This is a genomic window from Pseudomonas sp. 43NM1 (assembly GCF_002836905.1).
GTDB lineage: Bacteria > Pseudomonadota > Gammaproteobacteria > Pseudomonadales > Pseudomonadaceae > Aquipseudomonas > Aquipseudomonas prosekii.
On the sequence record NZ_MKGS01000002.1, the window covers coordinates 181,026 to 204,115 of the forward strand.

18 protein-coding genes are annotated in these 23,090 nt (G+C 58.1%); 12 read left to right on the forward strand and 6 right to left on the reverse strand.

The features are described from left to right. Positions 1-60 precede the first annotated feature (60 nt). The 4 genes from BI292_RS01840 (at position 61) to BI292_RS01855 (ending at position 6,985) form a co-directional block, all read left to right on the forward strand. Positions 61-2,223, forward strand: coding sequence for an ATP-binding protein (locus BI292_RS01840; protein ID WP_101206816.1), 2,163 nt, complete (start codon positions 61-63; stop codon positions 2,221-2,223). Between the two features lie 181 nt (positions 2,224-2,404). Continuing rightward, positions 2,405-3,148, forward strand: a complete 744-nt coding sequence (locus BI292_RS01845; RefSeq protein WP_101206795.1) for an SDR family NAD(P)-dependent oxidoreductase — start codon at positions 2,405-2,407, stop codon at positions 3,146-3,148. A gap of 145 nt (positions 3,149-3,293) precedes the next feature. After that, complete coding sequence (potE, locus tag BI292_RS01850; RefSeq protein ID WP_101206796.1) at positions 3,294-4,703, forward strand: putrescine-ornithine antiporter; 1,410 nt, start codon at positions 3,294-3,296, stop codon at positions 4,701-4,703. Continuing rightward, the gene (locus tag BI292_RS01855; protein WP_101206797.1) at positions 4,700-6,985 is read left to right on the forward strand and encodes an Orn/Lys/Arg decarboxylase N-terminal domain-containing protein; all 2,286 of its coding nucleotides are present in this window, start codon (positions 4,700-4,702) and stop codon (positions 6,983-6,985) included. The genes potE and BI292_RS01855 overlap by 4 nt, the downstream gene beginning before the upstream one ends. Positions 6,986-7,103: 118 nt before the next feature. Here BI292_RS01855 and BI292_RS01860 read toward each other — a convergent pair whose 3' ends face one another. From BI292_RS01860 to treS, 3 genes are all read right to left on the reverse strand, one after another. Continuing rightward, positions 7,104-8,669, reverse strand: coding sequence for a nuclease domain-containing protein (locus BI292_RS01860; protein ID WP_101206798.1), 1,566 nt, complete (start codon positions 8,667-8,669; stop codon positions 7,104-7,106). Between the two features lie 2 nt (positions 8,670-8,671). Further along, on the reverse strand, positions 8,672-10,951 hold the full coding sequence (locus BI292_RS01865; protein WP_101206799.1) for an McrB family protein: 2,280 nt from the start codon (positions 10,949-10,951) through the stop codon (positions 8,672-8,674). 160 nt (positions 10,952-11,111) lie between these two features. Further along, positions 11,112-13,178 (reverse strand): maltose alpha-D-glucosyltransferase, encoded by a 2,067-nt coding sequence (treS, locus tag BI292_RS01870; protein ID WP_092281122.1) that lies wholly within the window; start codon positions 13,176-13,178, stop codon positions 11,112-11,114. A 256-nt stretch (positions 13,179-13,434) separates the two neighbouring features. Between treS and BI292_RS01875 the strand changes: the two genes are divergently transcribed. The 8 genes from BI292_RS01875 to BI292_RS01910 all read left to right on the forward strand — a co-directional run bounded on the left by BI292_RS01875 (position 13,435) and on the right by BI292_RS01910 (position 21,237). Further along, positions 13,435-14,103: an MliC family protein gene (locus tag BI292_RS01875; protein WP_101206800.1), complete on the forward strand. Its 669-nt coding sequence runs from the start codon at positions 13,435-13,437 to the stop codon at positions 14,101-14,103. A 123-nt stretch (positions 14,104-14,226) separates the two neighbouring features. Continuing rightward, positions 14,227-15,546, forward strand: coding sequence for an OprD family porin (locus BI292_RS01880; RefSeq protein ID WP_101206801.1), 1,320 nt, complete (start codon positions 14,227-14,229; stop codon positions 15,544-15,546). Between the two features lie 183 nt (positions 15,547-15,729). Further along, positions 15,730-16,878, forward strand: coding sequence for a MalY/PatB family protein (locus BI292_RS01885; protein WP_101206802.1), 1,149 nt, complete (start codon positions 15,730-15,732; stop codon positions 16,876-16,878). Between the two features lie 237 nt (positions 16,879-17,115). Further along, entirely contained in the window at positions 17,116-17,973 is an 858-nt protein-coding gene (locus BI292_RS01890) for an SDR family oxidoreductase (RefSeq protein ID WP_092281114.1), read from the forward strand. 81 nt (positions 17,974-18,054) lie between these two features. After that, positions 18,055-18,666: a Yip1 family protein gene (locus BI292_RS01895; RefSeq protein ID WP_092281112.1), complete on the forward strand. Its 612-nt coding sequence runs from the start codon at positions 18,055-18,057 to the stop codon at positions 18,664-18,666. A gap of 34 nt (positions 18,667-18,700) precedes the next feature. Then, a complete protein-coding gene (locus BI292_RS01900; RefSeq protein ID WP_101206803.1) occupies positions 18,701-20,047 on the forward strand; it encodes a sodium:proton antiporter in 1,347 nt (448 codons plus the stop codon). 22 nt (positions 20,048-20,069) lie between these two features. After that, a complete protein-coding gene (locus BI292_RS01905) occupies positions 20,070-20,486 on the forward strand; it encodes a hypothetical protein (protein WP_256592603.1) in 417 nt (138 codons plus the stop codon). A gap of 274 nt (positions 20,487-20,760) precedes the next feature. After that, positions 20,761-21,237 (forward strand): hemerythrin domain-containing protein, encoded by a 477-nt coding sequence (locus BI292_RS01910; protein WP_101206805.1) that lies wholly within the window; start codon positions 20,761-20,763, stop codon positions 21,235-21,237. A gap of 42 nt (positions 21,238-21,279) precedes the next feature. On the opposite strand, the gene BI292_RS01915 is transcribed toward BI292_RS01910, so the two are convergent. The 3 genes from BI292_RS01915 to BI292_RS01925 form a co-directional block, all read right to left on the reverse strand. Further along, the gene (locus BI292_RS01915) at positions 21,280-21,804 is read right to left on the reverse strand and encodes a hypothetical protein (RefSeq protein WP_371918700.1); all 525 of its coding nucleotides are present in this window, start codon (positions 21,802-21,804) and stop codon (positions 21,280-21,282) included. 63 nt (positions 21,805-21,867) lie between these two features. After that, positions 21,868-22,383, reverse strand: a complete 516-nt coding sequence (locus tag BI292_RS01920) for a cupin domain-containing protein (protein ID WP_101206806.1) — start codon at positions 22,381-22,383, stop codon at positions 21,868-21,870. Between the two features lie 83 nt (positions 22,384-22,466). Next, positions 22,467-23,090 (reverse strand): response regulator (locus BI292_RS01925; protein WP_157831201.1); only part of this gene is annotated, 624 nt, incomplete at its 5' end.

Here is a 23,090-nt window from a genome sequence, read left to right on the forward strand (position 1 = left end):
ATATCGATTGAACCCGACCGCAACAGCACCCTCGGATATACAAATGAGATGGGTGATGACATGGCTACCGAGGAAACACTACTGCGTCAGCGCAAGGTCCTCGCCAGGTTTGGCGAGTTGGCCGTGGCGTCGGATGACCTTGAACATATTCTGGATGAGGCGTGTCGCTTAGTCGGCGATGCGTTGGAAACCAACATGGCCAAGTTCATGTTGTTACTTGATGACGGCATTACTTTCCTGGTCCGCAACGGTGTTGGCTGGACGCCGGATGTGGTCGGCCAAGTGCGAGTTCAGGCCACGGTGGGCAGCCCGGAGTGGTATTCGCTGGAAACCAACAGCCCGGTAATTTCGACCGACATCGCTACCGAGACACGCTTTCGTTATCACCACTTTCAAACCGAAAATGGCGTCAAGGCCTTCGTTAACGTGCTGGTCCTCGGCGCTGAGGGCGAGCGGCCTTTCGGTATTTTTGAAGTGGATAGCCACACGCCTCGCGAATTCACCGAAAGCGATATCGACTTCTTGCGCGGCTACAGCAACTTGCTGGGCGGGGTATTAAAGCGCTCGAAAACCTTGGGCGTCATGCGTTCTACGGAAAACAAACTGCGCGAAAGCGAAAGACACTACCGTATCGCCGCCGAGTTGAATCCATTGTGGCCATGGACCGCCGATGTTGCCGGCGACCTTAGTTCGATTGATCAACGCTGGTACGAATACACCGGCCTCACCGCCAAGCAGACGCTAAGTCGGGAGTGGGCCAACGCTGTTCATCCTGATGATCGTGTTTCACTGATTACGCTTTGGGACCAGTCGCTGGTCACTTTAAAACCGTTCGACTCGCAGATCCGCATCCGCAAAAACACTGCCGATTACCGTTGGTTCCGGGTTCGCGCCTTATGCAGTCTCGACAGCAACGGCCAATGCGAACAGTGGTACGGCACGATTGAAGACATCGACGACCGCGTGCAGTTGGAAAGCGCACTTCGCGACTGGAATGACCTGCTCGAAGTGCGCATCGGGCAACGCACCCAGCAACTGGAGGCTGAGCAGCACGAGCGAGCCATGACTGAATCCAAGTTGCGCCAAAGTCAGAAAATGGAAGCGGTCGGGCAACTTACCGGCGGCATCGCGCACGACTTCAATAACTTGCTGGCCGGCATCATCGGCAGCCTGGAATTGATGCAACGGCGCATCGATGCCGGTCGTTTTGGCGAACTGTCGCGCTACAACTCGGTGGCCATGACCTCGGCCTCGCGGGCGGCGGCGTTAACTCAACGACTGCTGACCTTTTCCCGTCAACAGTCACTCGAACCCGAACTGCTGGAACCGCGCAAAGTGGTAGCAGACCTTGAAGAGATCATTCGTCGCTCGGTCGGGCCGAGTATCGCAGTGCAGTGTTCATTCCAGGCCAATGACCGGATCAAGTGTGATCTTAATCAGCTGGAAAACGCCCTGCTCAACCTTGCGATCAACGCCCGCGATGCCATGCCCAATGGCGGCACGCTGGATCTGCGGGTCGACCGCTGCGTCATCGACCAAGCGGCATCGTCGGAAAAATTGCTGCCGTCCGGCACCTACGTGAGCATTTCCGTCACCGACTCCGGCACTGGCATCAGCCCCGACATTCTGTCGCGCATTTTCGATCCGTTTTTCACCACCAAAAAGATCGGCGAAGGCACCGGGCTGGGCCTGTCGATGATTTATGGTTTTACCCAGCAATCCGGCGGGCAAGTCCGGGTTCACAGCACGCTCGGCATCGGCACCACCGTGACCATGTATTTCCCCGTCGACCATTCGCAACCCGGCGAACTTAAAGCTTCTGCAGACACGCCTGAAGAACATGAACTCACCGCGCACAACGAAACCATTCTGCTGGTTGACGATGAAGCGGCTGTTCGTGAAATGGCCGCTGAGTTGCTATCTGAAAGTGGCTACCGGGTAGTTGAAGCGGTGGACAGTGTTTCTGCGATCAAACAGGCAGAAAAACTTGATCACCTGGACTTGCTGGTGTCCGACATCGGCCTGCCGGGAATGATGAACGGCATCAGTCTGGCCGCCCAACTCCGGTTGAAGTATCCGCAGTTGAAAGTGTTGTTCGTGACCGGTTTCGCCGGCGGGACCAATCTGGTGTCGGTCGATGCAACTACTAGAGTGCTGACCAAACCGTTCAGTCTGAATGAGCTGAGTTCGCGGGTGCATGCGCTGACGTTGGCGTCCAACTAAGCGCTGCTCCCCGCAGTGAATACCTCGTGTCAAAAAGACTGCGCGTAGTCTTTAGGACTTCAAACTTGCGCAGTCATAAAGACTGCACCTCTGGCCAAAGCCTTGTCATACAAGGGCCCTGAACTTGGCCCATCTTTTGAATAGTGTGCTTCCAACATTCCATCCACTCAGGAAGCACACGATGAGTAATGATTTTGAAGGTCGCTTGGCGGTGATAACCGGCGCGAGTTCCGGTATTGGTCTGGCAGTCGCGGAGCGGCTCCTTGCACAAGGCGCCCGCCTACTTGCCATGTCTCGCCAAATAGGCGGATTGCAAGAGTTGACGGCGCGCTATCCGCAACAACTGACGTGGGTCGCTGGTGACGTCAGCAATAAACCGGATCTTCAGCAACTGGGCGAACACGCCTCCCGCCTCGGACCGGTAGATTACCTCGTGCCGAACGCGGGGATTGCCGAACTCGCCGACGGGCTGGACCTGCAAGCGTTCGATCGCCAGTGGGCGGTCAATGGCGCTGGCGCATTAAACACACTGGCCTGCTTGCGCCCACACTTGGCGCAACCAGCCTCAGTGGTTTTCATCGGGACGTTCCTGGCGGACGTTACATTCCCCGGACTTGCCGCTTACATCGCCTCCAAAGTTGCGCTGAAAGCACAGGCGCGCACGCTGGCAGTGGAACTCGCGCCGCAGGGTATTCGCATCAACATGGTTTCGCCGGGCCCTACCGCGACACCGATCTGGTCCACGTTGGGCTTGAGCAATGATGCGCTGGCCGGCGTCGCCACTCAGGTCAATCAGCGACTTCTGGACGGCCAATTCCTCAACGCCGGCGCCGTTGCGGATGTTGTCCTGTTTCAACTAAGCAGCGGCGCCAGAAGTGTTTACGGCCAGGATTGGGTGGTGGACGGCGGTTATACCCTTCGCTAAAGCCTTCGAGTAAACAGTCCCGTTGCAGCCAGCGCAGCAGTTGCAACGGGCAATCAGCCATCACCCGCGACCACTTTCATTTCTTGCAGCCTCACCGTCCTTTGCTATAGCTACTGTTCCGAAATGCAATTAACGAGGCAACGGAATGTCAGTCGCAAAGAAAATGAGTGTGGGGCAACTGACGATGTTGACCGCCGTGAATATGCTCGGCTCCGGCATCGTCCTGCTCCCGACCAAACTCGCCGAAGTTGGCGGGATTTCGATACTTTCCTGGCTGATCACAGCCACCGGCTCGCTCGCCCTCGCCTACGCCTTTGCGCGCTGCGGCATGCTAAGTCGCAAGACTGGCGGCATGGGCGGTTATGCCGAATACACCTTCGGCAAGGCCGGCAACTACCTGACCAACTACACCTACGGCGTCTCGCTGTTGATTGCCAACGTGGCGATCAGCATCACGGCGGTCGGCTATATCCAGGTGTTGTTCGACGTCAAACTCGATTCGCTGCAAGTCGGCCTGGCGACGATTGCCTTACTGTGGATCACCACGTTCGCCAACTTTGGCGGGGCGCGGATTACCGGGCAGATCGGCGCGTTTACCGTGTGGGGCGTGATTGCGCCGGTAGTGCTGGTGTCGACCATCGGTTGGTTCTGGTTCGACAGCAGCGTCTACGCCGCCGGTTGGAACCCGCACAACATGGGCTGGATGGACGCCGCCGGCGCTTCTGTGGCGATCACCTTGTGGGCGTTCCTTGGGCTTGAATCGGCCTGCGCCAACACCGATGCAGTGGAAAACCCCGAGAAAAACGTGCCGATTGCCGTGCTCGGCGGCACCCTCGGCGCGGCGGTGATTTACATCGTCTCGACCAACGTCATCGCCGGCATCGTCGATAACCCGGAACTGGCCTCGTCCACCGCGCCGTTCGGGTTGGTGTTCGCCAAGATGTTCACGCCGCTGATTGGCGACATCGTCATGGCCGCCATGGTCCTGGCCTGCATCGGCTCGCTGCTCGGTTGGCAGTTCACCATCGCTCAGGTGTTCAAAAGCTCGGCGGACACCGGTTACTTCCTGCCGATCTTCGCCAAAGCCAACAAGGCCGGCACGCCGATTGTCGGCATGCTGATTCTGCTCGCCGGGCAAACCGCGCTGGGCTTTCTGACGATCAGCCCGGACTTGAGCAAGCAGTTCGACACGCTGGTCAATCTGGCGGTGGTGACCAATCTGGTGCCGTACATCCTGTCGATGGCGGCGCTGATGACCCTGCAAAAAGTCTCCAATGTGCCGCCCGGCAAAGCCTTGGCCACCAACATCATCGCGTGGGTCGCGGCGGCCTACAGCTACCTGGCGCTCTACAGTTCTGGCGAGCAGGCGCTGATGCTCGGCGGCGTCGCGACGATTTTCGGTTATACGCTGTTCGGCTTCGTCAATAACCGCCTGATCCGCCTCGAAGCGATCAACAACAGCGTGCCGACACAGACCGTCAGCGCGCAGCACCTAACCGGCGAACCGGTGCCGGTGAACCACTTGCAATCGGCAACTCTGGAGGTCAGGCCATGACGGAATATCGACACACGCTGGGCATGCTCACGCTGCTGGTGAGCAATCCGCCGGATAAACGCACCGTGTTCGGCCGCGCCCTCGATCAGTTGGTCCACGATGTCGAAGAGCGCGCCATTCGCGTGCTGGCGTCAGAGAGCTTGAGCGATGCTGCGTCGATCCTGCGCACCGACTCGGCAATCCAATGCGTGCTGCTCAGTTGGGAAATGGACGACAGCGACGACCACAAGGCCTGCATCGATCTGTTGACCGCCCTGCGCCAGCGCAACACCCGCGTGCCGGTGTTCCTGATCAGCGACCGCAGCACCGCGTCGAGCATTCCGCTGGTGGTCATGCAACACGCCGACGACTTTATCTGGCTGCCCGAAGACACCAGCCGCTTCCTCAGTGGACGCATTCTCGCGGCCATCGAACGTTACCGCCAAGCGGCGCTGCCACCGATGTTTGGCGCGCTGGTGAAGTTTGCCCGCACCTACGAATATTCCTGGCACACGCCGGGGCATGCCGGCGGCACCGCGTTCCTCAAGAGCACTGCGGGCCGGGCGTTTTATGAGTTTTTCGGGGAAAACCTGCTGCGTTCCGACTTGTCGATTTCCGTCGGCGAACTGGGCTCACTGCTCGATCACAGCGGCCCGATTGGCCAGGGTGAACGTTACGCGGCCAAGGTGTTTGGAGCGCATCGCACTTATTACGTGACCAACGGATCGTCGACCTCCAACCGCGTGATCCTGATGGCCAGCGTCACGCGCAATCAAATCGCCCTGTGCGACCGCAATTGCCACAAGTCCGCCGAACACGCGATGACCTTGTCCGGGGCGATCCCGACCTACCTGGTGCCGACCCGCAACCGCTACGGCATCATCGGCCCGATCCTGCCGCAGACCTTGAGCGCCGAAGGTGTGAAAGCCGCCATCGCCAACAACCCGCTGGTCCGCGACGGCATCGACCCGACGCCGGTCCACGCGATTGTCACCAACTCGACCTACGACGGCCTGACCTACAACGTCACCCGCGTCGAGGAATTGCTCGGCCAGAGCGTCGACCGTTTGCATTTCGATGAAGCCTGGTACGGTTACGCGCGGTTCAATCCGCTGTATCGCGAGCGCCACGCGATGCACGGCAGCCCGGACGAGCACGACGCGTCGAAACCCACGGTGTTCGCCACCCAATCCACCCACAAACTGCTCGCGGCGCTGTCCCAGGCCTCGATGATTCATGTGCGCAACGGGCGTAATCCGATCGATCACGGGCGCTTCAACGAGTCGTTCATGATGCACGCCTCGACCTCGCCCAACTACGCGATCATGGCGTCCTGCGACGTCAGTTCGGCCATGATGGAAGCGCCGAGTGGGCAAATTCTCACCACTGAATCCATCGAAGAGGCCGTGGCGTTCCGCCAGGTTATCTCGCACATGCACCACGAAATGCTCAGCAACAACGACTGGTTCTTCACTTGCTGGCAGCCGCCGACGGTGCACGTCGGCGGCGCGAGCGTGCCGTTCCATGAAGTCGATCCGCAGTTGCTGAAAACCGAGCCGAATTGCTGGGTGCTGCACCCGAACGAGGTGTGGCACGGTTTTGGAGATATCGAAGACGGCTACTGCATGCTCGACCCGATCAAAGTCTCGGTGCTCAGCCCCGGCATGGGCGACGACGGCAATTTGCTCGACTCCGGCATTCCGGCCTGCGTGCTGACCGCGTACCTCGGGCGCCAAGGCATCGTCGTCGAGAAAACCACCGACTTCACCATCCTGTTCCTGTTCTCCATCGGCATCACCAAAGGCAAGTGGGGCACGCTGGTCAATGCCCTCCTCGACTTCAAACGCGACTACGACGAAAACCTCGACCTGGAACTGGCCCTGCCCGACTTGCTCGCGGCCAATCAGCAGCGCTACGCCGGCATGGGCCTGAAGGACCTCGCCGACGAAATCTTCGCCGCGATGAAACAACACAAAACCACCGCCAACATGTCCCAAGCCTTCGGCACGTTGCCGAAAGCCGAATTCAGCCCCGTAGAGGCCTACGAAAATCTGGTGCGCAACAACATCGAACGGGTGACCCTCGACGAAGCCGCTGGACGCGTTGCAGCGACTGGCATCGTTCCGTATCCGCCGGGCATTCCATTGCTGATGCCAGGCGAAAACGCCGGCCCTGCGGATGGACCGCTGTTGGCGTATCTGAAGGCGCTGGAGGCGTTCGACAAGTCATTCCCGGGGTTTACGCATGACACGCACGGGATCGAAAGCGAGGGCGGGGTTTACCGGATGTTGGTGTTGAAGTGATTTGGCAGTGATTTGGAAGTGACAGAGAAAATGCGCGAGCGAAGTGATTCGCTCGCGCATTTTTTTCAAACGCACCTCGCTACTTTTTTGCGTGGTTTGCGTGGCCGTCTCGCCGTACTCAGACCTGGCCATCGACGTTGAGGACTTTCTTCAGTTGCTGGCCCACAGCCTCGCTTCCTTCCCGCCCTCCAACTACCCAGACACCTACGCCATGCCTGGATTGATAATCCGATTTTTCCAGAATCGGAACTGCACCACCGCGCGGGATCAATAACGCAGAGGCATCGGGTTTTCTGCCATGCCAACGCAAACTGTCGTGATAGAGGTGGGCTGATGCCATTCCGTCCAATACGCCAAACCGGCTGCTGCGGTACTTGGCATCGAGAACGATGAAACGTTGAAAGTCGGGGGCTTTCATGGTTATGACAATGTCTGGAAATCTGAGCCTGGATAGGCTGGAGAAGCCGTGATAGGGCTTGCGATCAATAGCCGGACACCTTATCTGGAACCACACATCCAGCGTGATGCCCTCATTTGTACCGCGCCAAAGAATTCGCCCCGCTCTCATGCGCGAAGAGCGGCATTTCCAGTCCAGATCGGGATATTGCTTTTGCAGTTGTTCCAACACTGTGACAAAACACCATCGCTCGTAAATTTCCCAAGTGGGGCTCAGCCAAAGTGTCTCGTTTTTTTCCTTGCCCAAGACTCCCGAGCGCAAGCAATACCAACCAAATCGGTAAGCACGAGCATAAACAGGTTGCGCCGAGATTGCGTTCAAACCAGCGGCCGTCAATCGTAGATGAGCGAGATTGCAAAATGGCTGCATCCGTTGAACTCGGTGCAACTGAAGCAGTAACTTTTCAACGAAAGCGATGCGTCGAATCAATCTCGGGCCGAGGGCAGACCGCGTCTCACTGAGCCTTTCTCTGACTGCAATATCTTTCAACGAAGTGCAGACTTGTTTGCACCGCCGAATAACCTCAGAAAGGACTAGCCCGAGTGCCTGGTTCGCAGGGTTGTCTTGCTCTTCATAAACGCTGGAGACGTCGAAGCGAACGATGTTCAAAGGCGGTTTATGCGGATTCTCTTTATGCAGAAGTCCTAATCCAGCCGGACTCATCAGTGCCTTTCGAACGCCCGCAACGTCCAGACGCTTGACCTGATGGGCGCTGACCGACGTGCGCTCCTGGCGCAGTGACGTCAGTGGTTTATGACTGACTTGCCGGAGGGCTTCGAGCATTCGGTCGCCATACCTGCGAAGCCGAGCGTATTGCAGATGAGCGTTAGACAACGCGCCATTGTTGCCAATGGCCATTTGAGCAGCCTCGGTGCCCATGAGCAGCGACGGATCGAACTTCAGAATCGTATCGATCATTTCGGCATACGACTCACTGCCTAACTTACGGCCGTCTGCGGATACATCCAATCGGTAGGTCGCAACGGTCTGGTCCAGCTCATTCAGAAGCTCAGCCACAACCTCACCGGCGAAGTAGCCAGGTGACCAGCACCACGCTCGCTCACCGTTTAGGTTCGAATCATCTAGACGTATGTCGTCGACATAGAATGAATGTCCCTCGACTACCGCGAATCGGTAAGCACTTTTTTCCATAAAACCAGGATTTAAAACACCGGGATTTACGTTCAAAAATATCCCATCGCACTCTGCCCGCAAGATAAAGGTCATCGTCAGCGCCAAAATCTGGTGGAGCCGGAGTGATTCAATTCTTCACCCATCTCTGTAGCTTTGCCCAGTGACGAATGCATCTTCGCCCCAGCCAGAGTTGATTTGAGCGATGCGAAAACCCGTTGCAGTCTCGGGCTGTCTTCGCCTCTCAGTTTCGGCAGGATTTTAGAATAAACCGCTTGGTCTAACGCGCTTGAAAACTCAATGACCTGTCCTTGCTGGGCTTGCTGGAGGTAACCGAGGATGTCATGCAGTGTTCTCCAGCCAAAATGCAAACGAGCCGGTCGAAGAATACTCATCATCGCCACCATCAGGTCGCGAACTATTGCGGTCTGGTCTGATGTAAGTGAGCTGTTAGTCCATCCGGGGAAGGCAGCAACATCGATATCCCAGAACTCGATCACCGATGCGCGATCCAGCACTTTATCGCTCAAGCCATGGGTCGTCTCATCCATGTTGACTGTGCCGATAATCACCAGGTTACTTGGGTAAGGGATGCTTGGCGGCACATCATCAATGGCTTCAGCCTGGCCATGAAACACGATGGCCTCACCCGTCTCCATCGCCGAAAGCAATGGCGCCAGATATTGTTCGGGATGAGACAAATTCATCTCATCGAGTATCAGCGTGTACGGTTTTAAAGGATTGGAACTGGCCTGCAGCAAAAAATCCAGCACAGCGGTGCGCATGTAAGTATCAGGTTCAATCGGGTTGACGTAACCCAACAGACTTGAATAGTCATGCCATCCAGGCTGGACCGGAACAACCAGCACACCCTCCGATGGCTGGGGATCGCCTTGCCAGAGGCTTAGTGCATACCGCAGCGCAAGTTGGGTTTTACCCGCGCCACTTAACCCGGTCAGTACTGCAAAGTGTCGTCGAGAATGACACCACAGACCCGCGTCCAATTGGCCGATGATTGATTCAGGGAATGGGAACTCTGAGCTGAATCCAGCAATGATGTGTTTGAGCGAGGGTCTTTGCATCTCGCCAAGATCCGGCACTACCGAGCCGAGCTGCACGACCACCGGCTCCACGCTAGTGTCAGTGGCCAACTCGCGTGGAACCCAGTGGATCCGTTGAACCCACTGCTTGCCGCTTTCAGTAAGCTGCAAAAGCTTGTTCTGCAGGATGACAAGGTCCAGGTTGCGCAGCCAACCGATCAGACTCGATGGTGCGAAATCGGACGTCCATCCAGGATTGGCTTTGCGCAATACGAGGATTGCATCGCGGCTGGACAGTGAAGTTTTGTTCAGCGCATACAGTAAATAATCAAACCCCAGAATGCGCGTGATCATCCAATCGATCACTTCGTCGGGTTCGCCAGATTCTAAAAACGCTTCACCGCGCAAAGTCAGGTGCAGATCGCCGCCAGCGGCACGGAGCACTCCCCATTCAGCGATCAATGCGTTCAATTGAATGTTGAAGGTAGCGTTCTTCGATCGTGGGCTGATTGATTGCAAATGCTGCATGAAGTCTTCGCGCGTGCAGCCTTCAGCGGCGAATTCAATCATGGTTTGAATCGTCGCAGTCCCCCCGCCGATTGCTACCATTCCCCTTCTTCGGCGCTCTGGCGCCAGTGGATTGAGCCGCTCCTCGCCAGTCACCGGATCAGATTTTTCGGTCGCTTCAGACTCTGGATTTTGGACGTAGGTGGAATAAAGCAGCCACGGCAAGGTAAGTCGTGAAGTACCTTCACGCAAATAGAAATCGGGCGAAACGCCGAGTACTTCGTCGAGGCGATTCAGAACCATTTGATGAAGGTGCCGGCGCTGACCACGTAATGGCAGGCCCATTGCAAGCGCCAATTCTCGAAGTTTGCGAAAGTGCGTGATCGTGGTGAAGGCACCGGGGCAGAGCAACGCAAAAACCCGATACATCTTCAACCTCGGGTTGCGCCTGGTGAGTAACGCAACATCAGCCGCAATCAGCCGCCATGCCTCTGAAATAAGTAGCTCTCGCTCGCCAGCGTCTAAAGTTGTCGAGTACTTTTGCTTGAGCTGCCACAACATCTCGGCAACCTGTGCATCTTTGGCCACCTCCGAAATATCGATATGGCCCATGCCAGTGGCTGATACCGCCTCTGCATTCCAAAGGGATAGTTGAAATTTTTCGCTCACGAACTCGTCATGAGAGACATCGCGAACTCGCTCCAACCAACCATGAAACTTGTCAATCCAACGCTGATTACCCGGCAATGAAACGACCTGTTCCAGCAGCGTGTTGCAAGCGTTCTTGAGCCCGGCATCATCCTTTAAATCTGACAATTGAAATCCATCCATTGGCGGCACGTTGTGTGGCGCAATGATGGCACTGAAACTACGTTGAGTTCCAGCGGCAGTCCGAGATCAATACGTAACAGGATGAGCTGCACCAAATCGTTAACAGCTGCTCGCCCAGATCAGAAGCGTTCGAGGATCCTCAAACGCTTCTTTAACCTGCTTACAACATCGGCGTACTACTCACCACTCGCAACGCCAACCCTTCATACGCATCCAGCGTAATGGTGAATTCACCCTCATCGGTCAAATCACCTTCAACCCGTTCGTTGATGATGTCGACCACCGGCCCCGGCGCGATGTTAGGCAGGTGCAAGGTTTCGGTGATCGGCGTCGAGCCGAAGTTCAGCGCGGTGATTTGTGTGCCTTTGCCGGCTGGCAGTTCGTGAACCATGATCAGCAGCCCCGGATGCTCGACGTCCGGCACCAGAATCTGCCGGCTCGCGGCGATGTCGTAAGCACGGCGGGCGGCGAGGATTTTCTTCAGTTGCGAGGCAAACGAATCCGGGTCCTTGAGCTGGCTCGGCAGGCTGCCGTACAAGGTTTTCGGGCGTGGCATCTGGCCGGCGGAGAACTCGGCGTCGGGATTCATATCCACCAGATCGTAGGCGCCGCGATGGATCCAGCGCGTATCGCCGTCTTCCATCAAATGCGCGACCTGATCCGCCGGCAACGGCAATGCGCCGACCAAATCCCAACCCGACAGCGCAAACACGCCGGGCTGCATGGCGTTGTACATCACCAGCAACAAGTGGATCTGGCGGATTTGCACGATATCGGCGGCGGTGATGGCGTCAAGATCACGAATGCCCAGCGCTGCAGTGATGATGCTCGCGGTGGTGCAGGACACGCCGTTGGTGACGAATTTCAGGTTATACGGCGCGTGCTCACCGGCGAGGCGTTCGTACATCTGCTCGCGGATATGCTCGCGCAGGATGCTGCCGGGGAAGGTCTGGCCCTGATACAGGTAGGTGTCATGCGCGTGCAGGGTCCAGAAATGCACCAATTCCAGAGTCAGTTCGTCGTGGTTCTGCAACGCGTGGATCAGCGAACCGGGATCGATGCCCAAGGTGTGCATCTGGCGCAGCATCAGGCGCAGGAATTCGGTATCGCCCATCAGCAACGCGTGCTGGTAGGCCGGGCGAGTGATGAAGTCGTAAGACAGGTCGGCGCCACCGTGGGACATCGCGGCGATGTCGTCGACGGTGAGGTTGAGTTCCTGGAAGCTGAAACCGCCAGCCTTGCGGATCGCGCCGCCGAGCAGCTGGTTACCGGTGATCGACAGTGGATGGCTTTCCGACCACGCAGTGCCGTCGAGTTTGCGTTCGACGCCGAGGAAGCCGTTGGCGTCGAGGCGCAGGATCTTCGCGCCCATCACGTCAATCGCGTGCAGCGCATCGCCGATGATCATCTGTTGCGCGGCGAACGTCGGATCGAGCCAGTTCAGCGACGGCTGGCCTTCCTTGAAGTAATGCAGGTACACCCAGCGCCGTGGCTTGCCGTCGACGCCGATAACCACTGGCGTGGCGCTCCAGTCGGTTTCCTTGACGCCGGGCTCGAAGAAGATCACCCGTTGCAACTGGCCGACGATGTAATGCTTGTCGCGCAACGCATCGACCTGCAGCGGGCTGAGGTTATGCGCGTCGCGGCCCTCTTCGATGTCGGGCAGCAGCGGCCAGTCTTCCTCGCGGATTTCGACCATGTGGTACAGACCCGGATAGTCTTCGTAGGCCATCTCGGCCAAACGGAAGTCCGCACCTTTGCCGGTGTGCGACGGAATCACGTCATCGATGATCACCGAGTTGTGCGCGGCGGCCATGCGCGTCAAGGCTTGCAACTGCGCCTCGGTGCCGAGTTGCGGGTCGATGTCGAAGCTGATGCGGTCGAAATTGCCGTCAATCGTCGGCGTGTGTTCGGTGCCCTGCAAACCGCCGGAGCGCTTCAGCGGGCCGTTGTGAATGCCCTGAATGCCGATTCGCGACAGCGCGTGCCACAGCGTTTCATCGCCCAGCGCTTCCAGCACAGTGCCGTTTTCGCTGGTGATGATGGACGCCGGGTAGGCCGTGAACCACACCGAAGACAGGGCCGAAGCGTCGCGGGGCCGGGTATGAGCGTAGGGTTGCTGCCACAAGCGACCTTGCCCGCTATAGAGCTTGGCCCGCTGCCGTGCGGCGTTCAGCATTGATTGCTCGACCAGCCATTCCACGTGCTTTTTATCGACCATCGTCATAAAAACAATCACCTGTCGTCATGTAAAAGACGCAACCGCCCCGCTCCATCCCGGGCGCCGCTTGTCCTTATATGAGGCCCTGCGACGCCATTCGTTGCATCGTATTGCTGATCCCGCTCCGGTAGGAGCGAGGCTTGCCCGCGAAGGCAATCTGTCCGTCGCCATCAAACCCGGATCAACCTCAGATCAACCCCAAGGTGGAACTTCACCCCCACAGCGTTATAGTCCGGCATAGCCAACAACCCGGTGACCCAACATGAAAACCCTCACCGCGCTTTTCACCTGTCTATCTACCTGCCTGTTCGCCAGCACTGCAGGCGCCGCATCCGGCCCGAGCATTTCCGACGAGCCTGCCGCGCCGATCAGAACCACGTTCGACTGCGCGCTGGCCAAGGTCACCATCGAAAAACTGATCTGCCGCGACCCGCAACTCAAGCAGATGGACATGGAAGTGTTTCGCCTCTACCGCTTGGCGCTGACAGACGAACGCGCGGTCCCGCCGCCGAAAAAAATCGTCGTCGACCAGCAATTCTGGGTCGATGCGCGCAGCCAGTGCGGCGCCGATCCCGACCCCAAGGCGTGCGCAACCCGCCGTTACGCCGAGCGCGCGCATCAATTGCGCCAAGGCTCGACGATTGCGCGGACCAAGGATCCTTACCGGCTCACCGAGGGGCCAGTGGTTTTTCGTTGTAATGGACTGAACGGTGCCGTGGCCGCGAGTTTTTTCATGATGCAGCCGGGGTTGGTGTACCTGAAATGGGCGAACGGCGCGGTGACGTTGAGCCAAGTGGCGAGTGACAGCGGCACTCGTTACACCGGCAAGGATGCGCAGGGGAATTACAGTTTTTGGCAGAGTGATGATGCGGTGGTTTTTCAGAAACCTGGGGCGGGAGACATGCGTTGTAGCGCTGAGCCCGTGAGCTGAGGCCCGACTCAGCACACTTGCTCAATTTCTGTTGTAGCCGCTACGGCACCATCGTCCTGCACTTCCCCCGAATAGTTCTGGTCAGCCTGCCCTGCGCAGTCGCTGCCTCGTGGTGATCGATTGATGATGTTTTCCGTACCCAACCGCTGTTTGTGGCTGTCGATTCTGCTCGCCAGTAAAGCCTTGGCCGACGAACCGCCGCCCGCGTCTCAAGGTTTTCTCGAGGGCGCAACGCTGGACGTACTGGCGCGCAACTTCTACCTCAACAACGATTACCGCACGCCTTCGCCGTCCGGCAAAAGTTACAAAGCCGAGTGGGATCAAGGGTTTATCGGCGCTTTTGAATCCGGTTTCACCGAAGGCGCGATTGGCGTTGGCTTGGATGCTCATGGGTTTTTGGGGCTGAAACTGGATGGCGGCAAGGGCCGTTCCGGCACCGGGTTGTTGCCGGTCGATGACGATGGCCGCAGCGCCGATAACTATTCCAGCGCTGGCGGCGCGCTCAAGTTGCGGGCCTCGCGCACCACCGTGGCATTCGGTGAAATGACCGTGGAAACGCCGGTGTTCGATACCTCGGACAAACGCCTGCAACCGGAGTACGCCAGTGGATTGCTGCTGAACAGTCGGGAATTCGACGGGATAAACCTGGTGGCCGGACGTTTTACCGCGTTCAAGAATCAGGACAGTTCCTCGGGCAAAGGCGATTTCTACGGTTACGGGGCGAACACCGAGGCTGGCGCGATTACCTTTCTCGGCGCTGATCTGTTCACCGACAGCCCGGTCGGCGGCGCGCTGTATGCGTCGGAGTTGAGCGACACCTGGCGTCAGTACTACGGCAATCTGCATCTGCGGCAATCGGATGTTTTTCTCGATGCCAATCTGTATCACACGCAGGACACCGGCCGCGCCACGGCGGGGGCTATCGACAATACGGCTTATAGCTTGTCGGGCAAATACAGCTTGGGCGCGCATGGCTTTACCTTGGGGTTTCAGCAGATTGATGGCGACACGCCGTTTGATTTTGTCGGCGGAGACTCGATTTATCTCGCCAACTCGATCAAATACGCTGATTTCAATGGTGCCCACGAGCAGTCGTGGCAGGCGCGCTATGACTTGGATTTGGGCGCATTCGGCATTCCTGGTCTGAATTTCATGACCCGTTATGTGACCGGTCGCAACATTGATGGCACCCATGCGCCGCAGGGTGGCGCGTACAACCCGTTCGACGACGAGCGCGGTGGTTATGCGCCGCAGCAAGGGCGTGGCGGCAAGCATTGGGAGCGCGATATCGATTTGCGCTACGTCGTGCAATCGGGGACGGCGAAGGGATTGTCGGTGCAGCTGAGCCATGTTTCGCATCGGGCTAATGCTGCGCAGGCCGGCGATGATATTGATCGGGTTTATGTGGTCGTCCAATACCCGCTGAACTTCAATCACCTTTAGGGCAACGCGGATTTTCGGGGGCGGGGGTTGCTCGCGAACGCGCGGGGTCAGTTTCGGGCGAAATCAACTGGCAGAGCGCTTTCGCGAGCAAGCTCAGCTCCCACAGGGACGCGGGGCTGCCCATCCTGGGGCGTGGGGATTATCATGGCGGCCGTGATAAATCCTGCCTTTATGAGACTGCGCATGACTTTCGATTTCGACCAGGTGTTCGACCGCCACGCCACCGGCAGTACCAAATGGAGCCGCTACCCGGCCGACGTGTTGCCGATGTGGGTCGCCGACATGGATTTCGCCGCGCCGCCGGTGATCATCCAGGCCCTGCAAAAACGCCTGGAACACCCGTTGCTCGGCTACAGCGTGGCCCCGGACAACCTGCGCGAAGCGATCGTCGCTGACCTCTGGCGTAAATACGCCTGGCGCGTGCTGCCGCAGGAACTGGTGTTTCTGCCGGGCGTGGAATCGGGTTTCAACATGGCGCTGAATGCGCTGCTGGAGCCGCAGCAAAATGTCGTGGTGCAAACGCCAAACTATCCGCCGCTGCGCCATGCTGCCGGGCATTGGGGCTTGAATAAGGTCGAGCTGGAGTTTGATGCGCAGGCGGACGGCACGTATGCCACGCCGCTGGAATCGCTGCGCGAATCACTGAATGGTGGCGGCGCTTTGCTGTTGAGCAACCCGCACAACCCGCTGGGCAAGGTATTTGATCGCGAAGAGCTGCAAGCCGTGGCGGATGTGTGTCTGCAGCAGGACGCCTGGATCATCTCCGACGAGATCCACGCCGAGTTGTGTTACGACGGCCGTGTGCACATTCCGGTGGCGTCGCTGAGCCCGGCAATTGCTGCTCGCACCATCACGCTGATGTCGGCGAGCAAGGCGTTCAACATTGCCGGTCTGAAAACCGCGTTCATGATCATTCAGGACCCGGCACTGTTGGCGCGGGTCAACCATGCACGGTGTGGTCTGGTGGACAGCGTCAATCCGCTGGGGCTGGAAGCGACTCGCGTGGCTTATGCCGACGGTGGACCGTGGCTGGCCGAGCTGATGACGTATCTGCAAAGCAATCGCGATTTTGTTGTCGATGCCGTGCGCACCCGGTTGCCGGGCGTGACCATCAATGTTCCGCAAGGGACGTATTTGGCGTGGCTCGATTGCTCGGCGCTGGGTTTGGATAATCCGCAGCGGTTTTTCCTCGAACAGGCCAAAGTCGGGTTGAGCGCGGGCGTGGAATTCGGCGATCACAGCCAACAGTTCGTGCGCCTCAACTTCGGCTGCCCGCGAGCACTACTCGAAGAAGGCATCGCCCGCATGCAGCGCAGCTTGCTCAACCGATGAACATCAACCCGTAAACGACCAACCTGTAGGAGCTGAGCTTGCTCGCGAAGGCGGTGTGTCAGGTGATTCACGGGTTGGCTGACCGACCGCTATCGCGAGCAAGCTCAGCTCCCACGATCAAAAGCGCGCAAGTTTTCATCTGAAATCCAACCGAACTCATCGCAAAAGGCAGGGGTCAACTCTCCAGGAGCGGCTACTGCCCTCGTCTTTTTTTTGCTGTGAGAATGGAGATCGATGATGACTGACTACCCAAAACCGCCCTTCGCCAAACAAGCCCAGGCGGTGCCCGGTTCGCAGAAGAAGATGGATCCGTACCCGGATTGCGGCGAGCAGAGTTACAAGGGTTCTGGCCGTTTGGAAGGCAAAATCGCCCTGATCACTGGCGGTGACAGCGGCATTGGCCGTGCGGTGGCGATTGCCTTCGCCCGTGAGGGTGCCGATGTGGTGATTTCCTACCTCAACGAGCACGAAGACGCCGAAGAAACCGCACGCTGGGTCGAACAGGCCGGGCGCCAATGCCTGCTGCTGCCGGGCGACCTCGCGCAAAAAGCCCAGTGCCAGGCCATCGTCGACAAAACCGTCGAACGCTTCGGCCACATCGACATTCTGGTCAACAACGCCGCATTCCAGATGACTCACGAAAACTTCGAAGACATCCCCGACGAAGAATGGGTGATGACCTTCGACGTCAACATCACCGCGATTTTCCGTATCTGCCAAGCCGCGCTGAAACACATGAAACCCGGCAGCTCGATCATCAACACCAGTTCGGTCAATTCCGACATGCCCAAGCCGACCCTTCTGGCTTATGCGACCACCAAAGGCGCGATTGCCAACTTCACCGGCGGCCTCGCGCAGATCCTCGGGCCGAAGAACATTCGGGTCAACAGCGTTGCGCCCGGCCCGATCTGGACGCCGCTGATCGTCTCGACCATGCCCGACGAAGAAGTCGAAAACTTCGGCGCCGAAACCCCGCTCGGTCGTCCTGGCCAACCGGTCGAAGTCGCGCCCATCTACGTGTTGCTGGCCTCCGACGAAGCCAGTTACATCACCGGCCAGCGCTATGGCGTAACCGGCGGCAAGCCGATTCTTTAAATTGAACCTGACGGCAATTCCACAACTCAACTTTACATACAGGCCCGCCAACGGCGGGCCTTGGGAAACCTGGAGGTCGTCATGTCCGCACCTTTACTGAAACTGTTCACCCAGCCCAACTTCGCCTGGACGGATATCCGCAAGGAAGAAGAGGCGCATCCCCGCCACTACCTCGCACATTTGCTGCTGCTCGCATTGATTCCACCGGTGTGCCTGTTCATTGGCACCGTGTACGTCGGCTGGAGCCTGGCCGAAAACGAGACGGTCAAACTCAGCAGCGCCAGCGCGTTGCAACTGTGCGTGATGCTCTACATCACCATCATCGTCGGCGTGGCGGTGCTGGGCGGGTTCATTCGCTGGATGTCGCGGGCATTTGACTCGCGGCCGACGCTCAACCAATGCATCGGTTTTGCGGCTTACACCGCGACGCCGTTTTTTCTCGCCGGGATTGGCGGGCTGTACCCGAGCCGTTGGCTGGCAATTATCGTGCTTGGCGCGGCTTCGGTTTATTCAACGTTTCTGCTGTTCGTTGGCTTGCCGACGTTCATGCATGAACGCAAGGAACAAGGTTTGCTTAACTCCGCGTGTGTCTGGGGCGTTGGTTTGCTGGTGCTCGTGACCATGCTGGTGGAAATGATTCTGCTGTGGTTCAACGTGCTCACGCCTGAGTACCTGCGCGCGACGGTCGGTTGAGCTTGCAAAAACATTTGATCAGCGAGCGTCCGGCATGAGTTTCACAATTTGGTTAGCGGTATTGGGCGCTGTGTTGCTGACATTGGCACTGACGTCGTCGTATCTACGCTGGATGCCGGTCACCACCTCGGCGGTGTGCCTGGCACTCGGCGTCGGCATCGGGCCGACGGGCCTGGATTGGCTCAAGCTCGACATCAAGGACGCATCGGTCTGGATGGAGCACCTGACGGAAGTCGCGGTGCTCTTTTCTTTGTTCGTCTGTGGACTGAAACTGCGCTTGCCGTTCAAAGAGCGCAAATGGCGCGTGGCATTCGGCCTGGCTGGGCCAGTGATGGTGTTGACCATCGCTGGCGTGTGCCTGTTGCTGCACTTCGGCTTTCAGCTGGCGTGGGGGCCGTCGTTGCTGATCGGCGCGATTCTGGCGCCGACCGACCCGGTATTGGCGTCGCTGGTGCAGGTCAACGATGCCAAGGATTACGACTCGGTGCGCTTCGGCCTCTCGGGTGAAGCCGGCCTGAATGACGGCGTTGCGTTCCCCTTTGTCATCCTCGGCCTGTTGTTTCTGCAACAGACCGGTGATTCCAGCGCGTGGCTTGGCGACTGGGCATTGAAGAGTCTGTTGTGGGCCGTGCCTGCCGGTTTGCTCACCGGTTACTGGATGGGCCACGGCATCGGCCGCGTGACCTTGTCGATGCGCATCCGCAATGCCGACAGCACCTTTTCACCGAATGATTACCTGACGCTGGCACTGATCGCACTCGCCTACGTAGTGGCGGAAGCGATCCACGGTTACGGCTTTCTCTCGGTGTTCGCTGCGGGTTTGGGCTTGCGTCAGGCCGAAGTGAAATCTACCGGTAGCAACCAGACGCCAGCCGAGCATTTGGTGCAACCGGTGGTCGGTCACCAGAACGTCGAGCCTGAAGCGGCGGTGCATGGCGACGTCGCACATCTGGAAGACACTCAGGTCGCGGCCGGCATCATGATGGGCGACATGCTCGCCTTCGGCAGTCTGGTCGAACGCGCCATGGAAGTGTTTCTGGTGACGCTCCTCGGCGTGGTGCTGGTGGCGCATTGGGACTGGCGTGCATTGATCATTGCCGGCGTGTTGTTTTGCGTGATTCGACCGCTCAGCGTTTGGTTGATCCCGTGGGGCAAGTTACTCGATGGGCGGCAACGCACGTTGATTGGCTGGTTCGGCATTCGTGGCATCGGCAGTTTTTACTACCTGTTTTACGCCTTGAATCACGATTTGCCGGCCTCGGTCGCCACGCTGTGCACCGACCTGACCTTATCCGTGGTTGCGCTGAGTATTCTGATTCACGGCATCAGTACTCAGCCGATGCTGGCTCGCTACGAACGGCTGAGTCATCAAAAATCCTGATTCATTGCTCTGATAGCACCCTATGTATCTATCCAATTTCCCGGCGCAAACGGATGAAATTTCCGCCGGGGAACGGCAGTCACAACACTATGCAGCCGTTGTGGCTCCCTCCTCTCACTTGATAGAAAAGGTGAACGCTATGCAGTACTTCTCGGCCCCGGTAAACCCTCAGGCTCGCCGCAACATCGCCCTCGAATGCAATCGCCATTTGTTCGAGGACGCGCATCAACTGAGTCGCGAAGCTTTTGAACTGCTGGAAAAAGCCGAGCTGGACGCTGAGTTGTTCACGCACTATCAGGCGTTGCGGCAGAAGGCCGATATGAAGTTTGAGGAAGCCATCGAGCACCTGCGCGTGATTGAAGAAGAGCTGCCACCGATGGTAAACGTAGCGCTGCTATCCTCGAAATCGGCTGGCCAAGGGTTTGATTCGCGGGTGTGATTGCACTGCAGGATCGAGCGCTTAGATCAAAGATCGGCAACTCCTCTGAGTTGCCGATTTTTTTTGCATTTGCAACGCCGCGATCTGCAATAGGTGCCGGCGTCAATTCATGCACCTTGCACGGCACGAATTCGCAACACAATCTCTAACTCATTGCTCGGCAAAGAATTATCTGTCGAGGAAGATCCGGCACAGGAAATGCTCTTGTCTGTGTAAGCGACTGACGGCACTTCGATCGTCCGCGCTATCCCGTGACCCAGACATGAGGTTCATCATGAACGCCATTGACCTGTTGAAAGCCGACCACGAACGCGTAAAAGCCATCCTCACCCAATTGAGCGACTCCACCGAACGCGCCGTGAAAAAACGCGTGGAGTTGATCAACAAACTGGAAATGGAAATCACCATCCACACGCGCCTGGAAGAGGAAGTGCTCTATCCCGCTTATAAAAAGGCCGGTGGCAAGGAAGAAGAAGTGATGTATTACGAGGCCAAGGAAGAACACCGCACCGTTGACTCGTTAGTGCTGCCGGACTTGAAAGTCACCGACCCTTCGACCCCGGAATTTGCCGGTCGGGTGAAAGTGGTCAAGGAATTGCTGGAGCACCACATCGAGGAAGAAGAAACCGAGATGTTTCCTCAAGCGAAGAAGCTGTTGGGCAAAGCTGCGCTCGAAGAACTCGGGCAGCAGATGGAAGCGCTAAAAGCGCAGTACAAAAAGGAAATGAGCGCGGCCAACATGGCGGCGTGATCAGCCTGTGGCGAGGGGGCTCGACGGCCCCCTCTCTGCCCATCAGGTCAGTTGGATGTACACCCCGTAAATCCCCAGCAAGATCCAGAACGTCGCAAAAATCCACGGCGTGCGCACCGAGAACAGCAGCGACTTGCGATAGCCCTTGTGGCTTGATTCCATCTCGGCGAACAGCGGCGATTCATCGTAAGCCAGACCCATCACCGGCTCGCTGTCGAGCAACTGGCTTTGCTTGAAGTGCCAGTGATCGATGATGTCGTAAGCGGCGCGAATGCCCGGCCAGGCGTTCAGCGAACTGAGTACGCCGAGCAGCGCCAGAAATGGCGGCACTACCAGGGTGAACGATTTGCCCCATTCGGGATTGATGTTGGCCATGCACGACGCAAACGCAATCACCAGGAACGATTGCGCGGTCAGGTAAGCGTCGGTGCGGTTGGCGAGGATGGTGGTTTCGTACTGAATTTCCCGACGATAGAAATCCAGGCGTTCCTTGGGCGAACCGAACATCTTCGCGTTGTGTTCGGTCAGGGCCTCCCCGGCCACGGTGTCCATCAATATTCTTGGCACGGCAGTCACGCATACAGTGGAAAGCAGTTAGACGAGCCCGGCGCAGGCAAAGTTCAGCCGGGATTACCAAAGCCCCGGTAATGGCCCGTCCTTGCCATGCACCGGATCCGCCGGCGGTCGTGCAACGTCGGCAATCCGCGCCACGCTGTCGTCATGGCTCGCGGTGTCCGGGCGTTGGATATCGTAGTTTTCCTGCCCTTGCGGATAACCGCCAACCACGAGGAAATCCTCACTCTGTTCAAGGCTGCAATGCCCGGTGCCGGCCGGCAACACCAGCACATCGCCCTCCTCGACTTCCAACTCCATGCCCGCCGGGCCGCCAAGCATCAGGCGCGCCTGACCACTGATCACGCCCAACACTTCATGCGCGTTGGAATGGTAATGGTGGTAATCAAACACCTGCGCGCGCCATTGCGCCGGCCATTGGTTGGCGCTGAACAGCGCTTCGAACGCCGCTGCTTTATCGGCACCGTCCAGTTGCACCTGGTGATAAAACAACACCGGCAACGGACTGTTGGGGATTTGTCCGTCGTCCTTGAAAAACAATTGCTGCGGCAGCGTGACTGGCGAGGTGCTCATGGCTGAATTCTCCTTGGCCGTTAAAGCGCTTATAAAGCTCTGAGCCGGCGGGCCAAGGAAAATTCAAACAGAACCGTCAGCGGTCACTTCATCGCTTGGGCGATGATTTCCACCAGATGCAGTTGGGTAAACGGTTTCGACAGGCGCGGCAGCTCGGTGACAAAACCTTCGAGGCGGTCGGCATAACCGGTGGCGAGGATGATCGGCACTTGCGGTTTGATTCCGCGAATCACCTGCGCCAGTTGTGCGCCGTTCATGTGCGGCATGGCCATGTCGGTGATCACCAGATCAATCGCCGGGCTTGTGCCGAAGACTTCCAGCGCCTGGGCACCGGACGCCGCGCTGATCACCCGATGGCCCAAGTCTTCGAGCAGCAGACTGGTGCTGGTCAGGACCAGACTGTCGTCGTCCACCACCAACACGCAAAGCCCCGGCACCGGCGCCATCGCTGGTGAGCTGATGGCCGGTTTGGCCAGCGAACCGGGGGTGGCCACCGGCATCCACAGTTCGGCGGTGGTGCCGACGCCTTTCTCACTTTTAAGGATGAAACGTCCGCCCAGTTGCGCGATAAAACCGTGGACCATCGACAGCCCCAGGCCCGTGCCTTTGCCGACACCTTTGGTGGTGAAGAACGGATCGGTGGCCGAGGCCAGCGTCGCCGCGTCCATGCCGGTGCCGGTGTCGACCACGCTCAGGCACACGTAACG